The organism is Streptomyces sp. NPDC031100 (assembly GCF_055570785.1).
Map to the genome: position 1 here is coordinate 71,748 of NZ_JBVIGN010000022.1, position 20,942 is coordinate 92,689.

A 20,942-nucleotide genomic window follows, 5' to 3' on the forward strand; every position below is an offset into this window, starting at 1 on the left:
CACCGGGTGTATGACGGGAGTTTTCCGGCCATTCGCCCTGGATGGCCCCTGCCCTCCCGACCGTTCTGCCACTAGATTCAATTCATGGCGGATGCGAAACGCGAGATCGAGCGCAAGTACGAATCCGACGACAGTGGCCTGCCCGACCTGACCGGCGTCGGCGGGGTGGCGGACGTCCTCGACAAGGGCCTGGTCGAACTGGACGCCACCTACTACGACACCGCGGACGAGCGCCTGGCCGCCGCCGCCCTCACCCTGCGCCGGCGCACCGGAGGCTCGGATGCGGGCTGGCACCTGAAGTTCCCCGTCGCCCCCGGCGTCCGCGACGAGATCAGAGCGCCGCTGTCCGACACCGTCCCCGACGAGATCGCCGCACTGGTCCGCTCCCGGGTCCGCCGCGCCGAGCTGGTCCCCGTCGTCCGGCTCCGTTCCGCCCGCGACGTCAGCCACCTCGTGGACGCCGACGGCGCGCTGCTAGCCGAGGCGAGCGTCGACGCCGTGACCGCCGAGCGGCTCACCGGCAAGGGCGGGAGCGCCCAGTGGACCGAGATCGAGGTGGAGCTGGCGGACGACGGCGACCCGGCCTTCCTCGACCAGGTGGACAAACGCCTGCGCAAGGCCGGCGTACGGCCGTCGAAGGCGCCGTCGAAGCTGGCCCGGGCACTGGAGCAGACCAGCGGCCGCCGACCCGGCTCCGGACGGCGCGCGAAGCCCGTGACCGCCGGCGACCACGTCCTCGTCTACGTGCGCGAACAGCGCGAGGCGATCCTCGGATACGACCCGGGCGTCCGCCGGGACGTACCGGACTCGGTCCACCAGATGCGGGTGGCCACCCGCCGGATGCGCAGCACCTTCCGCACCTTCGGCACGGTCCTCGACCCCGCCGTCACCGACCCGATCGCCGCCGAGCTGAAGTGGCTGGCGGGCGAGCTGGGCGTGGGCCGCGACCAGGAGGTGCTCGCCGAGCGCCTGCTCACCGTCCTCGACGGCCTCCCGCCCACCCTGGTCTCCGGTCCCGTCCACAAACGGCTCACCACCTGGGCCGGCACCAAGCAGGACAGCGCCCGCAGCCATGTCATCGCGATCCTGGACTCCGCCCGCTATCTGGCCCTGCTCGACAGCCTGGACGCCCTGCTCGCCGACCCGCCGCTGAGGAAGAAGGCCGCAGGGAAGCCGGAGAAGGTGATCGCCCGGGCCGTACGCAAGGACTTCGCGAAGGTCTCCCGCCTGATCACCGAAGCCCTGGACCAGCAGCCCGGCGACCAGCGTGACCTCGCCATCCACGAGGCCCGCAAGAAGGCCAAGCGCACCCGGTACGCGGGCGAGGCGGCCACCCCCGCCCTCGGCCGCCCCGCCGCCTCCCTGACCAAGTCCATGAAGTCCCTGACCAGCCTGCTCGGCGAACACCAGGACAGCGTCATGGCCCGCCACACCCTGCGCGAGCTGTCCGCGGTGGCGCACGCGGCGGGGGAGAGCGCGTTCACGTACGGGCTGCTGTACGGCAGGGAGGAGGCCCGGGCAGCGGCCGTGGAAGCGGACCTGCCGGGCCTCTGGAAGGAGATCACCGCCGGGGCGCCGGTCTGAGCGTACGGGGGAGTCCTCCGGGCGGGTTACGCTTGATGGTCACCCCTGTCAGCTCACAAAGGTTCCCCCGATGTCTGTCGAGTCGGTGTTCCCGCAGCTCGAAGCACTGCTCCCGCATGTGCAGAAGCCGATCCAGTACGTGGGCGGCGAGCTGAACTCCACCGTCAAGGAGTGGGACAGCTGCGACGTCCGCTGGGCGCTCATGTACCCGGACGCGTACGAGGTCGGCCTGCCCAACCAGGGCGTCATGATCCTCTACGAGGTCCTCAACGAGCAGGAGGGCGTCCTCGCCGAGCGCACCTACAGCGTGTGGCCGGACCTCGAGGCGCTGATGCGGGAGCACGGTGTCCCGCAGTTCACGGTGGACAGCCACCGCCCGGTGAAGGCCTTCGACGTGCTCGGCCTGTCCTTCTCCACGGAGCTGGGCTACACGAACATGCTCACGGCACTGGACCTGGCGGGCATCCCCCTGGAGTCCAAGGACCGCACGATCGACGACCCGATCGTCCTGGCGGGCGGCCACGCGGCCTTCAACCCCGAGCCGATCGCGGACTTCATCGACGCGGCGATCATCGGCGACGGCGAGCAGGCCGTGCTGGACATGACGAGGATCATCCGCGAGTGGAAGGCGGAGGGCTGCCCCGGCGGCCGCGAGGAGGTCCTCTTCCGCCTGGCGAAGACGGGCGGGGTGTACATCCCGGCGTTCTACGACGTCGAGTACCTGCCGGACGGCCGTATCGCGCGTGTCGTGCCGAACAAGAGCGGTGTCCCCTGGCGGGTCAGCAAGCACACCGTCATGGACCTGGACGAGTGGCCGTACCCCAAGCAGCCGCTCGTCCCCCTGGCCGAGACGGTCCACGAGCGCATGTCGGTCGAGATCTTCCGCGGCTGCACGCGGGGTTGCCGCTTCTGCCAGGCAGGCATGATCACCCGCCCGGTCCGCGAACGTTCGATCACCGGCATCGGCGAGATGGTCGACAAGGGCCTGAAGGCGACGGGCTTCGAGGAGGTAGGCCTCCTGTCCCTGTCCTCCGCGGACCACTCGGAGATCGGCGACATCGCCAAGGGCCTGGCGGACCGCTACGAGGAAGACAAGATCGGCCTGTCTCTGCCGTCGACGCGGGTGGACGCGTTCAACGTCGACCTGGCGAACGAGCTGACGCGCAACGGCCGCCGCTCCGGCCTCACCTTCGCCCCCGAGGGCGGCTCCGAGCGCATGCGCAAGGTCATCAACAAGATGGTCTCGGAAGAGGACCTCATCCGTACGGTGGCGACGGCCTACGGCAACGGCTGGCGCCAGGTGAAGCTGTACTTCATGTGCGGCCTGCCGACGGAGACGGACGAGGACGTCCTCCAGATCGCCGACATGGCGACGCACGTGATCCAGAAGGGCCGCGAGGTGTCGAGGTCGAACGACATCCGCTGCACGGTCTCGATCGGCGGCTTCGTCCCGAAGCCCCACACCCCCTTCCAGTGGGCCCCGCAGCTCTCGGCGGAGGAGACGGACGCCCGTCTCGAAAAGCTGAGGGACAAGATCCGCGGCGACAAGAAGTACGGCCGCTCGATCGGCTTCCGCTACCACGACGGCAAGCCCGGCATCGTCGAGGGTCTGCTCTCCCGGGGCGACCGCCGCATCGGCGCGGTCATCCGCGCGGTCTACGACGACGGCGGCCGCTTCGACGGCTGGCGCGAGCACTTCTCCTACGACCGCTGGATGGCCTGCGCGGACAAGGCGTTGGTCCCCTTCGGCGTCGACGTCGACTGGTACACGACGCGTGAGCGCACGTACGAGGAAGTCCTCCCCTGGGACCACCTGGACTCGGGGCTGGACAAGGACTGGCTCTGGGAGGACTGGCAGGACGCCCTCGACGAGACCGAGGTCGAGGACTGCCGCTGGACTCCGTGCTTCGACTGCGGGGTCTGCCCGCAGATGGATACGGCCATACAAATCGGCCCGACCGGCAAGAAGTTGCTGCCGCTGACGGTCAAGAACGCTGGTCCGGCGCCGGCTTCGAGTGGTCACGCGCACTGAGGTGGGCGAGGCACTCGATCGGGTGGTTGAGGCGCTGGCGGGGGCGAGCGAGGAGGAGGTGGCGGCTGTGCTGGCTGCGGTCGGCGCTTCGGTCTCTCGCCCGTCGGCGCCGCTGGCGTCCTCTCGGACGCCGCTGCCGGGCCCTAAGACTTCGCTGCACATCGTTTCTGAGGTGGAGTGGGTATGAGGTCCGTATCAGCCTGTGCGTGACTGCGTAGCCGCGAGCCCCCTTTCCTGACCGGGAAGGGGGCTCGTCGGCGTTCGTCGGTGGTGCCGTGCTGACCCCGCCCCTGGCCATCGGGATGGTCCGTACGGCGATCACGATCCTCGCCAAGTTGCACGCCACGCCCCGTCCCGGGACCACGTCCGCGAGCGAATGAGCCTTTTTCAACTCGGTTGAACCTCAACCTGCCCAGGTCCCGTTCTGCCGGCCTCGCCCAACCCTCTCGTCCGCGATCCCGTTCAGCGCACGGTTACGCCCCGCGTTGCGAAACGCAGCTCCTCGAACAGGTCACGCAGCTCGCTCGGCATGCAGGGAGCCACGTCCGCGCTCACCTCCAGCAGGAGCCGGACGCTACCCCGGAACTCCTTGTCACCAGTAGGCTCGCCCAGCATTTTCGCCACCTCGATCAACGGAACGGCGATAGAAGCCCCGACGTCGTCCGAGAGGCTGTTGAGGTAGACGTCGTCCTCGGTGAGCACGAGATCCACGATGCGGCGGGCGGCTTCCCTGACGGACTGCGAACCGGTCTCGGACGGCACGGTCACCCCATGTCAGTCGGTGTGTGAGTCTTCTTCCAACTTACCAAGACTGCATGCTAGTTGGGCTGACAGTGCGGTGAAGATCCTGGTAAAGGGATTTCGACCCAGAAGAACCGTCTTCACCAGAGGCTTCGTGTGCTTGTCTACCCATCGACACCGACCTCGCTTTACAGGTGCGGCCAGCCATCCCGATTCGAGAACGTCTCGAAGTGGTAGCGCGCCTGCAGGGCTTGACGATCACCCAGGCAGTCCGTGATTGTTCTGTCCATGCCGCCCCCGTCCTACGCGAAGACCACCACCGTCACCGTTGGCGGGACTTGGAAGGTTCCGGCGAGTCAGAGGGACGGATGGCTTGCCCTTGGCTCGAAGGGATATTCCTTCCCACTCGCGAGTTGAGGACGATCTGATGAAGCCTTCCCTGCTGGCCGTCGGGCTGTCGGCCCTGGTGCTTGTGTCGGCCTGTTCCGGCGGCGCTCACCCCCAGGCGACCGCCACCCACAGGGCAACGACGGGGACCAGCGCGACCCCCTCTCGGGTACAGACCCCGACGAGCCCGGACCGCCTTCCCGATCCGGTCCAGTCGCCGCTCCTCGTCGGATCGAAGACGCTCTACACGGGATCGGGTCACGGTGAGGGCGGTGTCACGCTTCCCGCGTCAGCGGGGAAGGCCTCATCCATCACGGTGATGTGGACATGCGCCGGCCCCTCCAAGTTCGACATCATCGCCACCGGAAAGCCTCTCGCCGGGTCTCAGTGCGGTGATGGGAACGGCGTGTTCACCGCCGAGATACCGCACGCCCATATGCACGAACTGGCGTGGAAGTTCTCAGCGGCCGATTCGGTGATCTGGCGGATCGTCGTCACCCAGCCACCCGGGAACTAGGAACAAGCGCACCGGACACCTGGCAGAATCCGGGGTATTCCGGCCGAGCTACGCCAGCCGACCTGTTCGTCGTCCTGTGGAGCACGTCGTACGTACTGAGCAGATTCCGTCCGTCGGTGAACTCTGCGACCGCCCGCCTGACCCGCGACGCCGTCAGACAGCCTGGTGCTGGAAGGCGCGGCGATACGCCGTGGGCGTGATGCCGACGGTGTCACGGAATCGGGCGCGCATGTTGGCGCCGCTGCCGAGGCCGCACCGGGTGGCGATCTGTTCCACCTGGAGGTCGGTGGTCTCCAGGAGTTCTCGCGCACGGTTGATGCGGGCGGTCAACAGCCATTGGTGGGGGCTGACGCCGGTTTCCTGGCGCCATAGGCGGGTCAGGGTGCGTGGGGAGACGCCGGCGTGGTCGGCGAGCTCGGGGATGGTGAGGTCTTCTTCGAGGCTGCGCAGGGCCCACTCACGGGTGTCGGCGAGCGTGGTGGCCTGCGGGGCGGGGAGGCTCCGCGTGATGTATTGGGCCTGTCCGCCGTCACGGTGGGGGGCGGCGACGATTTCCCTGGCGATGTCGTTCGCGACGGCTGCGCCGAGGTCTTTGCGGACCATGTACAGGCACAGGTCGATGCCGGCCGTGACGCCCGCGGAGGTCAGGATGGTGTCGTTGTCGATGTAGAGGACGTTCCGGTCGACGCGCACTAGGGGGTAGAGCTCTTCCAGGTCGTCCGCGCTGGCCCAATGGGTGGTGACGGTGAGGCCGTCGAGCAGTCCGGCCGCGGCGACGGCGAAGGCGCCGGTGCAGATGGAAGCGATGCGTATCCCGGCGCGGCCGGCGAGCTTGAGAGCGGCCCTCACCCGTGGGTGCGGAGGGCGCCGGTAGTCCTCGAAACCCGGGACGATGATCGTGTCCGCGTCGGCGAGCGCTTCGAGTCCCGCGGTCAGCCCGAGGGTGAAACCGGCGCTGGTGGTCACGGCCTCCTCGGTGTCGCCGCACACGGTGAGCTCGTAGGGGGTGTTCGGACGGGCATTGAAGATCTGCGTGGGGATTCCCAGATCCATGGGCAGCACGCCGTCCACCGCCAGGACTGTGACGCGATGCTTGTTCATGGCCGCAATGTTACGACCGGCCCATTTTCGCAGAGAGAGTCAGTGGGCCTCTCCGTCCATTCGGCTCCAAGGGATGTCCCGGCAGATTGCCTGCTCAGCCACGCAGTTCGTGCCGCCGGAGAGTCATGGTCCACCGACAGCAGGCGTGGCTCAAAAAATGCGCATGTTGGCAGATGGGTCGTGGCCTGGAAGGGAGGTTCCGGAGAAGGATCGAACCGTGGCCGAGGAACTGGCAATGACGCAGAAGGTGGTGGGCCGCTTCTTCGACGTGCCGGGCGGGCGGCTAGGTGTACGCCCACGTCCGCGAGCGTGGCGGCCCGGCGCTGAGGGCACGTCTGAGCGCGCCGCCCGGCCACCGCGCCGCCCGGCCACCACACCGATCTGCCCCTGACCGGGGCACCCGGCGAAAGAGAACATCATGACCACCGACGCGCGACTGTCCGTCTTCGAGCAGCTCGACCTCCCCGACACGAGCCTCACCCGGGACGCATACGCCTATGTGGCCCAGGCCACGCCCGCCTTCGTTCTCCATCACTGCGTGCGCAGCTACGTCTTCGCCCGCGCCCATGCCCAGAACCGCGGCCTGCGCCCAGGTACCGACTACGACGACGAGCTGCTGTTCGTCAGCTGCGTCCTGCACGACATCGGACTGAGCGAGGAGGGCAACGGCGACCAGCGCTTCGAAGTCGACGGCGCCGACACCGCGGCGGCATTCCTCCGCGAGCGCGGTGTCGGGGAACGGCGTGTCGCCATCGTCTGGGACGCCATCGCCCTGCACACCTCGGGCGGCATCGCCGAGCGGAAGGGCACGGAGGTGGCGCTGGCCCAGGCGGGCATCGGCACCGACATCCTCGGAGTCCGGCGTGAGAGTCTTCCGGCCGGCCTCGCCGACGATGTGCACGCCCTGCTCCCGCGTCTGGACCTGGCCTACGCGCTCAGCGACGCCATCCTCACCCAGGCCAAGGCCAAGCCCCACAAGGCGTCCCCGCTGACCTTCCCGGGCGAGCTGCTGCGCCGCCATCTGCCCTACGGCGCCCATCCCGGCTGGTACGACCTGCTCGCCGCGGCCGGCTGGGGCGACAAGCCGGTCGGCGCCACCGTCCGACGCCGCGCCGAGACGCCTCAGCAGGTGGGGACCTTGTTCATGGAGTACCTGGAGGCCGGTGACATCGAGGGCCTGGTGTCGCTCTACGAGCCGAACGCCCACCTCGTCCCCACCCCCGGAACCCACCTGGTGGGCACGGACGCCATCCGCGAGGCACTGCAGCAGATGATCGACAGCGGCGCCCGTCTCGAGCTCGAACTGCGCGACATCCGACAGGTGGACGACGTCGCCCTGGTGTCGAACACGGCGACCCTCACCAGGGTCGGACCGGAGCCGGTGAGTTCCACCACCACCGAGATGCTTCGACGCCAGCCGGACGGCGGCTGGGTCCGCGTCGTGGACGACCCGTTCTTCAGCTGACCGCCTCAGGCGGCGGGCGCACGGACGCACAGGCCGCCCAGCCACCCCACCCCACCCAGCCTCACTCCACCCCATGTCTGTCGAGGAGTTCCTCAATGTCTCCCACCAAGGTCATTGCCATTCCCGTGCACGGTCGGCACGCCGTCAACGCCTACCTGCTGCTGGGCAGGCAACCGATCATCGTCGACGCCGGAACACCCGGCAGCGGCCGGCTGATCCACGACCGGGTCGCCGCCCACGGCGTGGACCCCAAGGACGTCCGCCTGATCGTCGTCACCCATGGACACATCGACCACTTCGGCTCCGCCGCAGAACTCAGCCGGCTCACCGGCGCACCGATCGCCGGCCACATCGCCGACCTCGGCATCTACCAAGCGGGCCGGGTCAGTGAGCCGTACCTGCCCATCGGGCTGTTCGGGCGGCTCTTCGCCCGCACCTCGCGGGTGCGCGAAACGACCGAGCCGTTCGAACCGAACGTGCTCATCCGTGGCGAGACCCATCTGTCGGACTTCGGTGTCGAGGCTCGCATCATGCCCACGCCGGGCCACACCGCCGGCTCCGTCTCCGTCCTCACCGACGACGGCGACCTGGTGGCCGGAGACCTCGTGGCCACCCCGTTGCTGGGCTTGATCAAGGGGCGGCCCGCCAACCCGCCCTTCCACGACGACCGGCTCGGCAACCTGGCGAGCCTGCGCGAGATGCTGGCCCTCGGCCCCACCAAGCTCCACGTCGGCCACGGTGCCCCCCTCGACCCCGAGCGGGTGGGCCGCTGGGCGGCCGCGGAGCAGCGACGTCTCGACCGCCTCGTGGCTGGAGGACGCCTGCACACCAAGGAAAAGACCGCGGCGTGACCACGGGTACTCCCTTTCAGTTTTCTTGGCCATCTGTCAATCGGGACATTTTCCCAACATCGCCATGTGGATTAGGGCGTGTCAATTGAGTCACCCCGGCATGTGTCAGTACCGTGTGATATACGCGAGTATCATCGCAGGTCAAGCACTCGGGTGACCTTCAATTGGTCTTTGTTTGCCGGAGTTCGCCACCGCCAGAATCGACGTGCACAACACCAAGACGAACGCCGGTGGGTACTTACTGTCAGGGCCGTGCCCTGCCTGGGACTACCAATTCCGAAAGAGCGCGTCCGCTCTTGAGGGAGAGTCCTCGGGGGCGCCCTCCAAGTAACCAAGGAGGACTATGTCCATCCAGGGTTTCGGTGGACTGTCTGTGCTCGATGTCCACCCGCTCCACACCGTTGCATGCGGGACTGACAGTCGCCACAAAACCACGATCACTCTGACAGGCGTACTGGCCTGCGTGGTCAACGGCGACACGATGACCAGTGTGCTGCACCAGGCCGCATGGCTGGTGGTGGCGATCACCATCCTGGTTCTCGTGCAGCTGGTCGCGGCCCACCTTCCTGGGAAGGTGGCCAAGCCTCTCGCCACACCTGACCTCAACGCCTGACAGTCCCGGGCCGCAAGGCCGGGCCCCCGGTCCGGAAGGACGCTGTTGGTGAATTCGGGGGCTAGTTCTACTTCGCCCCGCTGAGCATGATCTCGGCGGGGCGGAGTGCTGCGAAGTGGCTGGTGCGGGTGCGGGCTCGGGGTGTGTCAGTCAGGTGGGCGTCGATGCGGGCGAGGTTGATGGCGGCGCCGGTGAGCTGATGCTGGAGGCTGGTCTTCGCGAGGCCCCGGTATCGGGATCGGCGCAGGCCGCAGCGCTGGACGCCTTGAGAGATCGTGCCCTCGGCTCCGGCGCGCGTCTTGTAGCGCTCCTTCCAGGTGTCGGTGTCCTGGTCGACGCGGGCCTGACGCAGGGCTTCGTGTTCCTCGCGGGGTCGCAGGGTCAGGCGCCGTCCGACACTGGAGGTGGTGCACTGCTCGCGGACCGGGCAGGGGCGGCACTGGCCGACGTTGAAGCGGACCCGGATCACGGGGGTGCCGTCGGGCGAGTGATCGGGGTTCCAGCGGGTGGTGGTCTTGCCGCCGGGGCAGGTGACCTGCTCGCTCGCCCAGTCGATGGTGAAGTCGCCGGAGGTGAACCCGCTGTTCGCGGCGGCCTGGTGACTGATGATGCCGGCGACCGGCCCGGTGAGCGTCAGGCCGTGCTCGCGGCGGGAGCTGACCAGCACGTGCGCGTCGATGTATCCGGCGTCGGCCAGATGCTCACCGGGGAGACGGCCTGCCTCAGCGAGTCGGGCATGCACGGCCTCGGTCGTCGAGAAATCGGGAACCGTCGCCATGGTGGTGGACACGTTCGTGATCAGATTCGGGACATCCGGCTCACAAGTCTCGGTGAGATGGACTTTGTACCCTGCCCAGGCAGTGTCCCGTTCGAGGCTGTTGCGTGCCTCCCTGTCATAGGGGCTGACCAGGCAGATTGCGCCCGGCGGCCGGTCTTTTGGGTCCCGCCGCCTCACCTCGCCCTCGACCTGGTGGAAGTTCTGCACCCACATGCGCCGCAGATGCTCCACCTGCTCAAGAGTCCGCAGGTTCTGGGGTGCATGGCGGGACCAGACGGCCTGAAGCAGCCGGGTCCCGTCCCGGCCGATCCGCAGCCCCAGCTCGTCTCGCTTGGCGTGGGACTTGGGGAACCGGGAGTCCTCAGCCCTGACGGCGTAATGCTTGAACCAGTCCGGTTCGACAACCTCGACCAGCCAGTCCGGGGCCGCCTGAGCCAGCGTGTTCAACGCCGACCGCAGTGTCTCTGCGACCCGTTCCAGCCAGGCAACTTCCCGGGCTGCCGTCAGCACGTGGGTGGAGTCGGTCCGCGCCCGGCCCGCCGTCTTGAGCAGCCCCTTTTCTCCGGCCGCTGTCAGGATGCCGTCCAGCACCCGCCGCCCCGCATCCGCCTTGACCAGGCGATCCCGAAACTCCGACAGCACCGAGAAATCGAACCCTGGATCACCCAGTTCCAGCCCCAGCGCGTACTTGAAGTCGATCCGCGCCCGCACCGCCTCCGCGGCCTGCCGGTCAGTGAGTCCCTCCACGAACTGCAACACCGACACCAGCGCCAACCGACCCGGTGACCAGGCAGGTTTTCCCCGAGAGGGGAACAGGTCCGCGAACTCCGCGTCGCTGAACAACGGACCCAACTCGTCCCGAACCCGGATCGCCAGGCTTCCCTTCGGGAACGCCGTCCGCGCTACCCGCGCCGTTTCCGCCGGGACCTTGCCCAGTCCGCTCGGCTGCATCGACATCCGCACCCACCCCATACGACAACGTCGGCCTTCAAGACCACAACCGGGTCTTGAAGGCCGACGTCACGTGAGCCCCCGAATTCACCAACAGCGTCCGGACGGATCGGGGGCCCAGGCCAACGCTGAGGAGCGCTGGGGCGCTCGCATTGCTCCTGGTCAGTGGCGCTCATTGGACTTTCTGCTGAGGGAATTCAGCGTCCATGGTCTGGAAAGCACATTGCGCAGAGGGGTGTTGGCGGATTGGATCGCCAAGGTCAGGACAGCGGGGTTGCTCCACGGCGTTGAGACGGCTTCCGGTTCAGAGACTGGTACAGAAGGAAGCGAATGGCATCCATGCTCGACGGCTGCGCGCCCTGGCCCGAGGAGTTCGTCGACCGCTACTGGGCGGCCGGGCACTGGCGTGGCAATACGCTGGACAACCTGCTGCGCGGCTGGGCCCTGCAGTACGGACCGCGGACCGCGCTCGTGCACGGCGGCACCCGCATCACGTACGCGAACCTGAGCCGGCGCGTGGACCGCATGGCCGCCGGATTCCGGCTGCGCGGCCTCCGGCCCCGGCAACGGGTCGTCGTCCAGCTGCCGAACGTTCCCGAGTTCGTCATCACCGTGTTCGCACTGATGCGCGTCGGCGCGGTCCCCGTGTTCTCCCCGGTCTCGGACCGCGCGTCCCAGGTGTCCCACCTCGTGCGGGTCACCGAGGCCGTCGGCTACGTCGGTCCTTCGACGTACCAGGGCTTCGACCACACGGCGATGGCCGCGGACATCGCGGCCCGAGGACCCTTCCTGCGGCGGGTGTTCACCTTTGAGACGCCGGGCGCCTCGTCCCCGTACGGCGGCCTTACGACCGACCCGTCGGGCTGCCACTACTTCCCGCTGGGCTCCATCGACGCCCCTCCCGGGCCGGCGATCGTCCAGCGCGCCGACCAGGTGGCGTTCTTCCTGCATTCCGGCGGTACCACCGCGGCGCCCAAGCTCATTCCGCGCACCCACAACGACTACGCCTACCAGGCGCGGGCCGCCGCCGAGCTGGTGTCGCTCACCGAGAACGACGTGTATCTCGCCGCGCTGCCCGCCGAGTTCAACTTCACCTTCGGCTGCCCCGGCATCGTCGGCACCCTCTCCGTCGGCGGCACCGTCGTCCTGGTCGAGAACGCCGAGAACGCCGGGAACGCCGGGAACGCGGGACCCGCCGAATGTCTTTCGGCCATCGAACGGGAGCGGGTCACCATCACGTCGGTGGTGCCCGCCGTCGCCCAGCTCTGGCTCGACGTACTTCCCACGGTCCAGGCCGACGTGAGCAGTCTGCGTCTCGTGCAGATCGGTGGCGCGCCTCTGCACCGGGCGACCGCCGAACGGATCGGCCCCGAACTGGGCTGTCGCCTGCAGCAGGTCTTCGGCATGGCCGAGGGGCTGCTCACTCTCACCCGGCCCGCCGATCCGGACGAGACCGTGCTCACCACGCAGGGCCGCCCGCTCTCGCCCGACGACGAGATCCGCATTGTCGACGTCGACGGCAAGGACGTGCCCGACGGGGAACCCGGCGAACTGCTCGCCCGCGGTCCCTGTACCCTGCGGGGCTACTACCGGGCGCCCGACCACAACGCACGCTCCTTCACCACCGACGGCTACTTCCGCACCGGCGACCTCGCGCGGCGCACCCCGGACGGCAACCTGGTAGTGGTCGGACGTCTCAAGGACGCCCCACGGTGGGCCGCCGACCACGGGGATCCATTCGGCCTGTGACGGGCAGGGCCGGCCACCGTTGCGGACTTCTGGGCGGACTTCCGGGCGAGCACGGCACATTCACAGTGACTTACGCATCACTTCGATCAGCTGGTCGCGCTGCTCGTTGAATGCGGTGCGTGCATGGTCGACCGCTTCTATGTCATGAGGAAGTCCCTGACCGACGACGTGGCGGTAATCACGGAGGCGTTCTACGAGGCGGTTCGCCTCCTTCAGAACGGGTTCTTCCGCAACGAGGGAAAGTTCCAGACGCCGTGACAGTATGCGGCTGTCGCGGATGACGGTCTGTGCGCGGCTCGACGCCGATGCGTCGGTGTCGTGGCCGCGGGCAATGTTGATGAGGATCTCGCTCGCTTCCGCGGTGGCGGCGAGAAAGGACGTGTACACCGCTCGTCGCTCATCTCTCCTGCGCTGCTCGCTCTCCCGTCTCCAACGCTCCCGGTCGAGCGTGAAGGTCGCTGCCAAGCCGATCAGCGCGCCCAGAGCCGTACTCGCCAGACTGTTCCATCCCATCCCCGTACGTTGCTCCACGGACACGCCTTCCAACCCCCGGGGCGGTGGAGGTCCATGGTCCCTGCAGGAATGGGGCCGGCGCTTCTGGTGGCCGGAAGGCGGTCGGGTGACCGGAGGCTTTCCTGACGCCCCCTCGCGCTGTTGCGGAGGCAAGCGGCCCCGCGTTGGAATCAAGTGTGAGGCACTTTGACGGCGCCGTGTCCGCCGGCCGCCCCGCTCCCGGGACGGCGGCCGGCCGGAAGGGGCTCAAGAGTGATGCCCTGGGCATGTTCTCCTCGGTCGTCATGGGCCTGGCCTCCACCGGCCCCGCGTATAGCCTCGCCGCCACGCTGGGCATCATCGTGGCCGGGGTCGGGCTGCAGGCCCCGATCGTCACCATGCTGGCGTTCGTCCCGATGCTGCTGGTCACGTACGCCTTCCGGGAGCTCAACGCGAGCAACGCCGACTGCGGGACGACCTTCACGTGGGCCACGCGCGCCTTCGGACCGCGCACCGGCTGGATGGGCGGCTGGGGCATCGTCGTCGCCGACGTCCTCGTCATGGGGAACCTCGCCGTGATCGCCGCTGTCTACGGCTTCCGGCTGGTGGGCCTGGACGGACTGGCGGAGGACCGGCTGTGGACCACTGTGGCGGGCATCGTCTGGATCGCCGTACTGACCGCGGTCTGCTACGTCGGCATCGAGTTCTCGGCGGCCGTCCAGCGCTGGCTGCTGTGCCTGGAAGTGGTGATGCTGATCCTGTTCGCCGTCGCCGCGCTGATCAGGGTCTACGCCAGCCCTCCGCCGACGGCGATCCACGTCTCCGCCTCCTGGTTCAACCCCTTCGAGGTGCCCTCGGCATCGGCCCTGACCTCGGGCATCCTCGCGGGGGTCTTCATCTACTGGGGCTGGGACACCGCCTTCGCGGTCAACGAGGAAACCGTCGACAGCACCCGCATCCCCGGGCGCGCCGCGGTCCTGTCCGTCGTGCTGCTCCTGATCATGTACGGGCTGGTGTCCACCTCGGCGCAGGCGTTCGCGGGAGTCGGCACCTCGGGCATCGGGCTCGGCAACGCGGACAACTCGGACGATGTGTTCTCCGGACTGGGCGAGGCCGTGTTCGGGAGCCACGACATGGGGCTGCTCCTGTCGAGACTGCTGATCCTGATGGTGCTGACCTCCGCGGTGGCCTCCGCCCAGACCACCATCCTGCCCCTGGCCAGGACCGTCTTCTCCATGGCGGTCCACAAGGCCGTCCCCGCCCGGTTCGCCCGGGTCCACCGCAGGTTCCTCACCCCGACCTGGGGGACCGTCGGCATGGGAGCGGCCTCGATCGCTCTGCTGGTCCTGGTCACGTCGTTCAGCCAGAACGTCGTGACCGACTCGATCGACTCGGTCGGTCTCGCGATCGCGTTCCAGTACGCAGTGACCGGCTTCGCCTGCGTCTGGTACCACCGCAAGGTCCTCACCCGCAGCGTCGAAGACCTGGTCTTCAAGGGTGTGTTGCCGGGGCTCGGCGGGCTGATCATGCTCGTGCTGTTCCTGTACGCCACCTTCTTCGTCTACGCGAACCCCGGATACGGCGAGACCACCGTCGACCTGCCGCTGATCGGAAGGACGGGCGGGGTCACCGTCCTCGGCCTGGGCGCCCTGCTGATCGGCTTCCTGCTGATGCCGGTGGTCACCCGTGGCCACAGCGTGACCCTCAAACTCCAGCGGAGCCTGCTTCCGCGCCGCCTGCCGCCGCACGTCGCCGTGGACGCGGCGAGCCGCTACATGCCCGCGGACAGCGGGTCCGGGGTGGGCGGCGACTGGTACGACCTCATCCCGCTGTCGGGCACCCGGGTCGGCCTGGTCGTCGGGGACGTGCTCGGTCACGGCCTGCGCGCCGCGGCCACCATGGGACGCCTGCGCACGGGTGTGCGCGTGCTGGCCCGGCTGGACCTGAGCCCGGACGAGCTCCTGTCCCGGCTGGCCGACCTGGTCGAGCAGACCCTGCACGAGGGCGGGACGGGCCAGGGCCTCGTCGGCCGCCGGAGGCCGCCGGCCGACGAGGCCCTGGGCGTGACCTGCCTGTACGCGGTGTACGACCCGGTCTCGGGGAAGTGCAGCCTGGCGCGGGCCGGGGAGCCGGTGGTGGCGGTCGTCGAACCGCACACGGGCGCCGTCGACTATCCGGAGCTGCCGTCCGGACCGCCGCTGGGCATCGGTGGCCCGCCCTACCAGAGCGCGGAACTGGAGCTCGCGCCGGGCAGTCTCGTCGCCCTCGTCACGGGCGGCCTCCTGCAGGCGGCCGACGACCGTGACGCGGGGCTCGCGCAGCTGTCCCAGGTCCTCGCCGGCAGCCGAGCGTCCCTGGACGCGCTGTGCGACCGGGCGGTGACCGCCCTGCTGCCCGGGCCGGTGGACGAGGACGCGACGCTGCTCGTGGTGCGCACCCGCCTGCTCGACAAGAGCCGGTTCGCCGAGTGGGCGCTGCTCCCGGACCCGGCGGCGGTGGCCACCATCCGCTCCGCCGTCAGCAAGCAGCTCCGCGACTGGGGGCTGGACGATCTGTCGTTCACCAGCGAGCTCATCGTCAGCGAGCTGGTCACCAACGCCATCCGCTACGTCGGCGGCCCGATCCGGGTACGCCTGATCCGCGACCGGACCCTGATCTGCGAGGTCTCCGACACCGGCCACACCACGCCCAATCTGCGGCACGCCGCGAGCGACGACGAGGGAGGCCGGGGCCTGTACATCATCGCCCAGATGACCCACCACTGGGGCACGCGCTACACCCCCACCGGCAAGACGATCTGGACCGAGCAGGACCTGCCGCCGGCGGACGGCCGGTAGGTGCGTGGGCAGGCGGCCGCGTTGCAGGGGACTCGGAACCGGGTGAGACTGGTGTGGCGGTTGCGTCCCAGGGTGTTGGGCGATGGGCTCCCGCTCGGGGCTCGTGTCCCCCTGAAGCGTGCTTTCACCGCAGGGACGCCTCTCTCCGCCGCTCTCGCTACCCATGGACGGAGGGGCTTTCCATGTCGTGTGCCCCTTGGCGAACTGTGAAGGCAACTGCTCTGGCATGGCTGGGAGTCGTCACCGTGCTGGTCGCGCCGTCGGCTGCCGCGGGTGCCCCGAGACAGGCCGGAACGAGCGTGGCGGCACGCGAGGTTTCCTGCGCATGGCCGGCCGTCGTGCGACCCGGCAGGCTCAACCTGGCCTTTCCCGAGTCCAATGCGACGTACTGGATGATGCCCTACCGGCTGAAACAGGGAGATCGCATCGTGGCGGAGGGAACGTACCCGGCTGCCCGGTTCACCTCGCTGACGGTCTACGACGCCACGGGCTCGCCCATCGATTCCCTCGCCGACTACCAGATCGCTCCGAAGTCGGGCAGCAAGAATCCGTTCGCCGTCCCGGACGCGGGGACGAACCCGGCGCAACACCGCTATCAGGTCACCGTCAAGCCCGGCGTCGCGGCCGGCTCCGGCGGCAACACGCTCGCCGCCACCGCGAACAGCGCCGGGTCGGGAGCGGGGTGGCTGGTGCTGAGGATCTACGTGCCGGACAAGGATTCCGACCTGACGGGTGGAGTCCCGCTGCCCACGCTGTCGATGCAGCGTCAGGGCAGCAGCCCCAAGTCCGTTGCGACCTGCCCCCGGGCCGATGCGGCCCAGGGCCCCACCGGCCCGGTCGCCACCGAGCTGAAGGACGTGGTGAAGAAGTACGCGCCGGCCGGGGGATTCCAAGGCTGCGGGAAGTCCACGGCGAGCGCCCCGGGATTCGCCCTGCCCAACAAGACCGGCGGGCTGTTCCCCAACCCGTACAACAAGTACCTGTGTACGCCGCTCGAGTACAAGTCGGGCCGCATCGCCGTCGTCCGCGGCACGGCGCCCACGTTCCCCGACACCTACAACGGCCAGTCCGTGCTCACCAAGGCCCAGGTCAGGTACTGGTCCCTCTGCCAGAACCAAGTGCGACTGCCGTACCCGGTGAGCTCCTGCGCGGCCGACTTCCAGACGGCCCGGGACAAGGACGGGCGCTACACCTATGTGGTGTCGACCTCGCAGGACCGTCCCGCCAACGCGACGACGACGAACGGGGTGACATGGGTCGACTGGGGTCCCACCGACGTCACCGGCCTGCTCATTCTGCGCACCATGCTTCCGGCGCAGGACTTCCCCCACGCGGTCCAGGACGTCAAGAAGGGTGACGACCCGGCGAAGGTCATGGGCGCGTACTACCCGACCATCACCTACTGCACCAAGGAGACCTTCGCCAAGGGCGGCGCGGACGCCTGCACGGGCTGAGCCGCAACCGGCCCGGGCCGGAACCCTGTTCGGCGTTCAGGAGGAGTTCGAGCGGCGGGATCGGGCCCGTAGGAGAAGCGCCGCGCCTGCTGCGGCGGCGAGGAGTACTCGGAATGCGCCTGCACACGGTGATCGCGTCGACCGCGCGGAAGCTGACCGAGCCGGCGGTCATCGGCGGCCACCGGATCGCCGGGGGCGCCGTCGTCAACACCTCGATCCTACTGGCGCACCACGACCCCCGGAATCACCCGCAACCGCACGAGTTCCGCCCGGAGAGGTTCCTCGGAACCAACCCGCCGCCCCACACCTGGCTGCCCTTCGGCGGCGGAGTCCGCCGGTGCCTGGGGGCCGGATTCGCCCTCGCCGAGGGGGCGGTCGTCCTGTCCGAGATCCTGACGCGCTGGGAACTCATGGCGGCGAGAGCCTCCGAAGCGGCGCGCGTCCGCAACATCACCACCGTTCCACGGCACAGGGCGGTGGTGCGGCTCGCGCCCACAACGCCCTGACAGAACCGCAGAAGGGCAAGGGACTACACGGTCTTGATCTGCCCGCCGTCGATGGTGAACTCGGCTCCCGTGATGTTGCCGGCGAGCGGCGAGGCGAGGAAGAGCGTCAGATCGGCGACTTCGTGAGCTTCGGTGACCCGCCCCGTGGAGATGCCCATGCTCTGCGGCACGACCACATCGATGGCCTCCTGCGCGGTGGTGCCCGCCTGGGCCGCCGTCGCATCGGCGAAGCCGCCCGGCGCGGTCCAGAAGGGAGTGCGGACCGGTCCGGGGGCGATCGCGTTGACCCGGACGCCCCGCGGTGCGAACTCCTCCGACAGTGACTTGGTCAGGCTGGTCAGCCCGGCCTTGGCCGCAGAGTAGTCCACGACCATGGGGAAGGGCAGACGCGCGTTGATGGAGCTGATGTTGATGATGCACCCCTCGTCCGCGTCCAGCAGGTGAGGAAGCGCCGCGCGAGTGGTCCGGACCGCGCTGAACAGGGTCAGGTTGAAGATCCGCTGCCACTCGGCGTCGTCGATGTCCAGGAAGCTCGGCCGGGCGGTCGCGGTACCCAGATTGTTGACCAGGACGTCGACCCTGCCGTACTGGTCCACCGCGAGCCGGACGAGCGTGTCCGGTCCGTCTGCGGTGGACAGGTCGACCGGGACCGCGGTGACGCCGTAGCTCTCATGGAGCGCTTCGAGCTCGGGAGTGATGCTCCGGCTGCCGGCGACGACGCGTGCGCCTTCACGGGCGAACGCGTCGGTGATGGCGAGGCCGATGCCCTTGCTCGCCCCGGTGACGACGGCGACCTTGTCCTTGAGCCGGAGGTCCATGGCGCCCCTTTTCTGTGGTGATCACCGGATATGTCGAGGGTACGTGGACCGGTGCCGGATCGCCTGAGAGTGTGTGGCCGTGCCCGTGCATCCGGACACGCGGCCGGTGCGTCTGAGTCGGTATGGATGTCCAGAAACCGCCGCCCCAGCCGCAGTACCCCGAAGGGTGCCTCGCCGTTGCCATCCGCATTCCCGTGCGGATCGTCGTGCTCGTGCTGGTGCTGCCGGTGCGGATGGCGTGGGACGCGCTGGTCGTCGCCGGCCGGTTCCTGTACGACACCGTGCTCCGTCCGGTGGGGCGCGCGCTGCTGTGGGTCGGCCGGGCGGTCTTCGTGTGGCCGTGGGTGGCGCTGTGGCGATACCTCCTCGTGCCGGTCGGGAAGGCACTCGGATGGCTCGGGTACGTCCTCGTCGCCGTACCGCTGCGGTGGCTGTACACGTACGTGCTGACCCCGGTCGGACACGCCCTCGCCCGGGTCGCGCGGGGGATCGGCGCCGGTCTCGCGTGGCTGTACGCGCGCGTGCTGGCACCGGTGGGCCGGGGCATCGCCTGGCTGCTGAAGGGCGTCGGCCTGCTGCTCGGCGTCCTCGGGGCGGGCCTGTACGCCGCCGTGGCCTGGCTGGTGCGGTACCTGCTCGTCGTCCCCGCGCGGTGGCTGTACGAGTGGGTCCTCACCCCGGTCGGACGGGCGCTGGCCTGGCTCGCGGGCGCCGTCGTCACCGGGATCGGCGCGGTCCTGTACTGGACGGTCCGCATCCTCCTCGTGCTGCCCGCCCTCGCCCTGTGGCGCTGGCTCCTCGCGCCCCTCGGCCGGGCCCTCGCCGTCGTCGCACGCGAGGTGGGGGAGGCGCTCGGGCACGCCTGGCGGATCGCCGGGCGGATCTCGCGCGCCGTCGGCCGGGCGCTCGCGACCCTCTTCCGGTGGATCTTCGTGGAGCCGCTGCGCTGGGTCTACCGCACGGTGCTCACCCCCGTCGGACACCTCGTACGAGACGTCGTCCTGCGGCCCGTCGCCGAGGCCGCGCGCGCGATGGGGCGCACGGCGCGGCAGGCGCTGACCAGCGCGCGCGAGACCGTACGGCAGGCCCGTGCGGACCTGAGGCGGATGCTCTTCGGCGCCCCCCGGCAGCCGTTCGGGGTGGACCGCCGGGAACCCTCAGGGCGCGACACACGTACTCTTGGTAGCAGTACGACCGCTCTCACGAAGGACTAGGACACTGGGCAAGCGACAGCCCGAAGGCCCGCCGCCCGCACCCGCGGTGCAGCGCATCCGACTGCGCTACACCAAGCGCGGCCGCCTCCGGTTCACCAGCCACCGTGACTTCCAGCGCGCCTTCGAGCGTGCGCTGCGCCGTGCCGAGGTGCCCATGGCGTACTCGGCGGGGTTCACGCCGCATCCGAAGGTGTCGTACGCCAATGCCGCACCCACCGGCACGGGCAGTGAGGCGGAGTACCTGGAGATCGCACTGACCACGCCGCGCGACCCCGAGACCCTGCGCGTCCTCCTCGACGAGTCGCTGCCCACCGGGCTGGACATCGTCGACGCGGTCGAGGCACGGACCTCGGGCCTCGCCGACCGGCTGACGGCCTCCGTCTGGGAGCTGCGGCTGGACGGCGTCGACCCGGTCGACGCCGAGCGCGCGGTCGAGGCTTTCATCAAGGCCGACACCGTCGAGGTCCAGCGCATGACCAAGAACGGTGTGCGCACCTTCGACGCCCGCACGGCCGTCGTATCCCTGCAATCCCTGGAAACGCACAGTTCCCAGGCTGATAGGCCGAGCGACCAGCCCTGTGCGATACTGCGGCTGGTTGTTCGGCACGTGACGCCTGCCGTACGACCCGACGACGTCCTGTCCGGTCTCCGCGCCGTGGCCGACCTGGCGCCGCCGGTCCCCGCAGCGGTGACCAGGCTGGCGCAGGGGCTGCTCGATGAAGAGACCGGCACGGTGACCGACCCGCTCGCGCCCGACCGCGAGGCAGCCGAGGCCCTGACGGCCGCACCGGCTGCCGCCGCGACGGCGCCGACGCCGGAAGGTTCCGCGTAGGGACGGACGTCGAAGCGCAG

At 69.2% G+C, this 20,942-nt stretch carries 16 protein-coding genes; 11 read left to right on the top strand and 5 right to left on the bottom strand.

Going from position 1 to position 20,942, the window contains the following annotated elements; translation table 11 throughout:
- Positions 1 to 84 precede the first annotated feature (84 nt).
- Both ACZ5DS_RS40505 and ACZ5DS_RS40510 read left to right on the top strand, forming a co-directional pair.
- On the top strand, positions 85 to 1,584 hold the full coding sequence (locus tag ACZ5DS_RS40505) for a CYTH and CHAD domain-containing protein (protein WP_468248987.1): 1,500 nt from the start codon (positions 85 to 87) through the stop codon (positions 1,582 to 1,584).
- A 70-nt stretch (positions 1,585 to 1,654) separates the two neighbouring features.
- Complete coding sequence (locus ACZ5DS_RS40510) at positions 1,655 to 3,616, top strand: TIGR03960 family B12-binding radical SAM protein (RefSeq protein WP_468248990.1); 1,962 nt, start codon at positions 1,655 to 1,657, stop codon at positions 3,614 to 3,616.
- Between the two features lie 462 nt (positions 3,617 to 4,078).
- On the opposite strand, the gene ACZ5DS_RS40515 is transcribed toward ACZ5DS_RS40510, so the two are convergent.
- Together ACZ5DS_RS40515 and ACZ5DS_RS40520 are read right to left on the bottom strand one after the other, a co-directional pair.
- Positions 4,079 to 4,378: a hypothetical protein gene (locus ACZ5DS_RS40515; RefSeq protein ID WP_468248992.1), complete on the bottom strand. Its 300-nt coding sequence runs from the start codon at positions 4,376 to 4,378 to the stop codon at positions 4,079 to 4,081.
- A 1,036-nt stretch (positions 4,379 to 5,414) separates the two neighbouring features.
- Positions 5,415 to 6,362 (bottom strand): GlxA family transcriptional regulator, encoded by a 948-nt coding sequence (locus ACZ5DS_RS40520; protein WP_468248993.1) that lies wholly within the window; start codon positions 6,360 to 6,362, stop codon positions 5,415 to 5,417.
- 418 nt (positions 6,363 to 6,780) lie between these two features.
- Between ACZ5DS_RS40520 and ACZ5DS_RS40525 the strand changes: the two genes are divergently transcribed.
- From ACZ5DS_RS40525 to ACZ5DS_RS40535, 3 genes are all read left to right on the top strand, one after another.
- Positions 6,781 to 7,827: a YybH family protein gene (locus ACZ5DS_RS40525; protein ID WP_468248996.1), complete on the top strand. Its 1,047-nt coding sequence runs from the start codon at positions 6,781 to 6,783 to the stop codon at positions 7,825 to 7,827.
- Positions 7,828 to 7,922: 95 nt separating this feature from the next.
- Complete coding sequence (locus ACZ5DS_RS40530; protein WP_468248998.1) at positions 7,923 to 8,678, top strand: MBL fold metallo-hydrolase; 756 nt, start codon at positions 7,923 to 7,925, stop codon at positions 8,676 to 8,678.
- Positions 8,679 to 9,021: 343 nt separating this feature from the next.
- Positions 9,022 to 9,291: a hypothetical protein gene (locus tag ACZ5DS_RS40535; protein WP_468249000.1), complete on the top strand. Its 270-nt coding sequence runs from the start codon at positions 9,022 to 9,024 to the stop codon at positions 9,289 to 9,291.
- A 67-nt stretch (positions 9,292 to 9,358) separates the two neighbouring features.
- On the opposite strand, the gene ACZ5DS_RS40540 is transcribed toward ACZ5DS_RS40535, so the two are convergent.
- Complete coding sequence (locus tag ACZ5DS_RS40540; protein ID WP_468249002.1) at positions 9,359 to 11,026, bottom strand: IS1182 family transposase; 1,668 nt, start codon at positions 11,024 to 11,026, stop codon at positions 9,359 to 9,361.
- A 324-nt stretch (positions 11,027 to 11,350) separates the two neighbouring features.
- Here ACZ5DS_RS40540 and ACZ5DS_RS40545 point away from each other — a divergent pair, with 324 nt between their 5' ends.
- Positions 11,351 to 12,769: a (2,3-dihydroxybenzoyl)adenylate synthase gene (locus ACZ5DS_RS40545; RefSeq protein ID WP_468249005.1), complete on the top strand. Its 1,419-nt coding sequence runs from the start codon at positions 11,351 to 11,353 to the stop codon at positions 12,767 to 12,769.
- 60 nt (positions 12,770 to 12,829) lie between these two features.
- On the opposite strand, the gene ACZ5DS_RS40550 is transcribed toward ACZ5DS_RS40545, so the two are convergent.
- A complete protein-coding gene (locus ACZ5DS_RS40550) occupies positions 12,830 to 13,300 on the bottom strand; it encodes a hypothetical protein (RefSeq protein WP_468249007.1) in 471 nt (156 codons plus the stop codon).
- 158 nt (positions 13,301 to 13,458) lie between these two features.
- On the opposite strand from ACZ5DS_RS40550, the gene ACZ5DS_RS40555 reads away from it, so the two are divergent.
- The 3 genes from ACZ5DS_RS40555 (at position 13,459) to ACZ5DS_RS40565 (ending at position 18,058) form a co-directional block, all read left to right on the top strand.
- The gene (locus ACZ5DS_RS40555) at positions 13,459 to 16,098 is read left to right on the top strand and encodes an amino acid permease (protein WP_468249009.1); all 2,640 of its coding nucleotides are present in this window, start codon (positions 13,459 to 13,461) and stop codon (positions 16,096 to 16,098) included.
- A gap of 428 nt (positions 16,099 to 16,526) precedes the next feature.
- Positions 16,527 to 17,552 carry a hypothetical protein gene (locus tag ACZ5DS_RS40560; RefSeq protein WP_468249011.1) on the top strand — a complete coding sequence of 342 codons (1,026 nt, stop codon included), beginning with the start codon at positions 16,527 to 16,529 and terminating at the stop codon, positions 17,550 to 17,552.
- Positions 17,553 to 17,665: 113 nt separating this feature from the next.
- Positions 17,666 to 18,058 (top strand): cytochrome P450, encoded by a 393-nt coding sequence (locus ACZ5DS_RS40565; protein WP_468249013.1) that lies wholly within the window; start codon positions 17,666 to 17,668, stop codon positions 18,056 to 18,058.
- A gap of 23 nt (positions 18,059 to 18,081) precedes the next feature.
- On the opposite strand, the gene ACZ5DS_RS40570 is transcribed toward ACZ5DS_RS40565, so the two are convergent.
- Complete coding sequence (locus ACZ5DS_RS40570; protein ID WP_468249016.1) at positions 18,082 to 18,876, bottom strand: SDR family NAD(P)-dependent oxidoreductase; 795 nt, start codon at positions 18,874 to 18,876, stop codon at positions 18,082 to 18,084.
- A gap of 122 nt (positions 18,877 to 18,998) precedes the next feature.
- On the opposite strand from ACZ5DS_RS40570, the gene ACZ5DS_RS40575 reads away from it, so the two are divergent.
- Together ACZ5DS_RS40575 and ACZ5DS_RS40580 are read left to right on the top strand one after the other, a co-directional pair.
- Positions 18,999 to 20,090 carry a hypothetical protein gene (locus ACZ5DS_RS40575; RefSeq protein WP_468249018.1) on the top strand — a complete coding sequence of 364 codons (1,092 nt, stop codon included), beginning with the start codon at positions 18,999 to 19,001 and terminating at the stop codon, positions 20,088 to 20,090.
- A 46-nt stretch (positions 20,091 to 20,136) separates the two neighbouring features.
- Complete coding sequence (locus tag ACZ5DS_RS40580; protein ID WP_468249020.1) at positions 20,137 to 20,922, top strand: TIGR03936 family radical SAM-associated protein; 786 nt, start codon at positions 20,137 to 20,139, stop codon at positions 20,920 to 20,922.
- Positions 20,923 to 20,942: the final 20 nt, after the last annotated feature.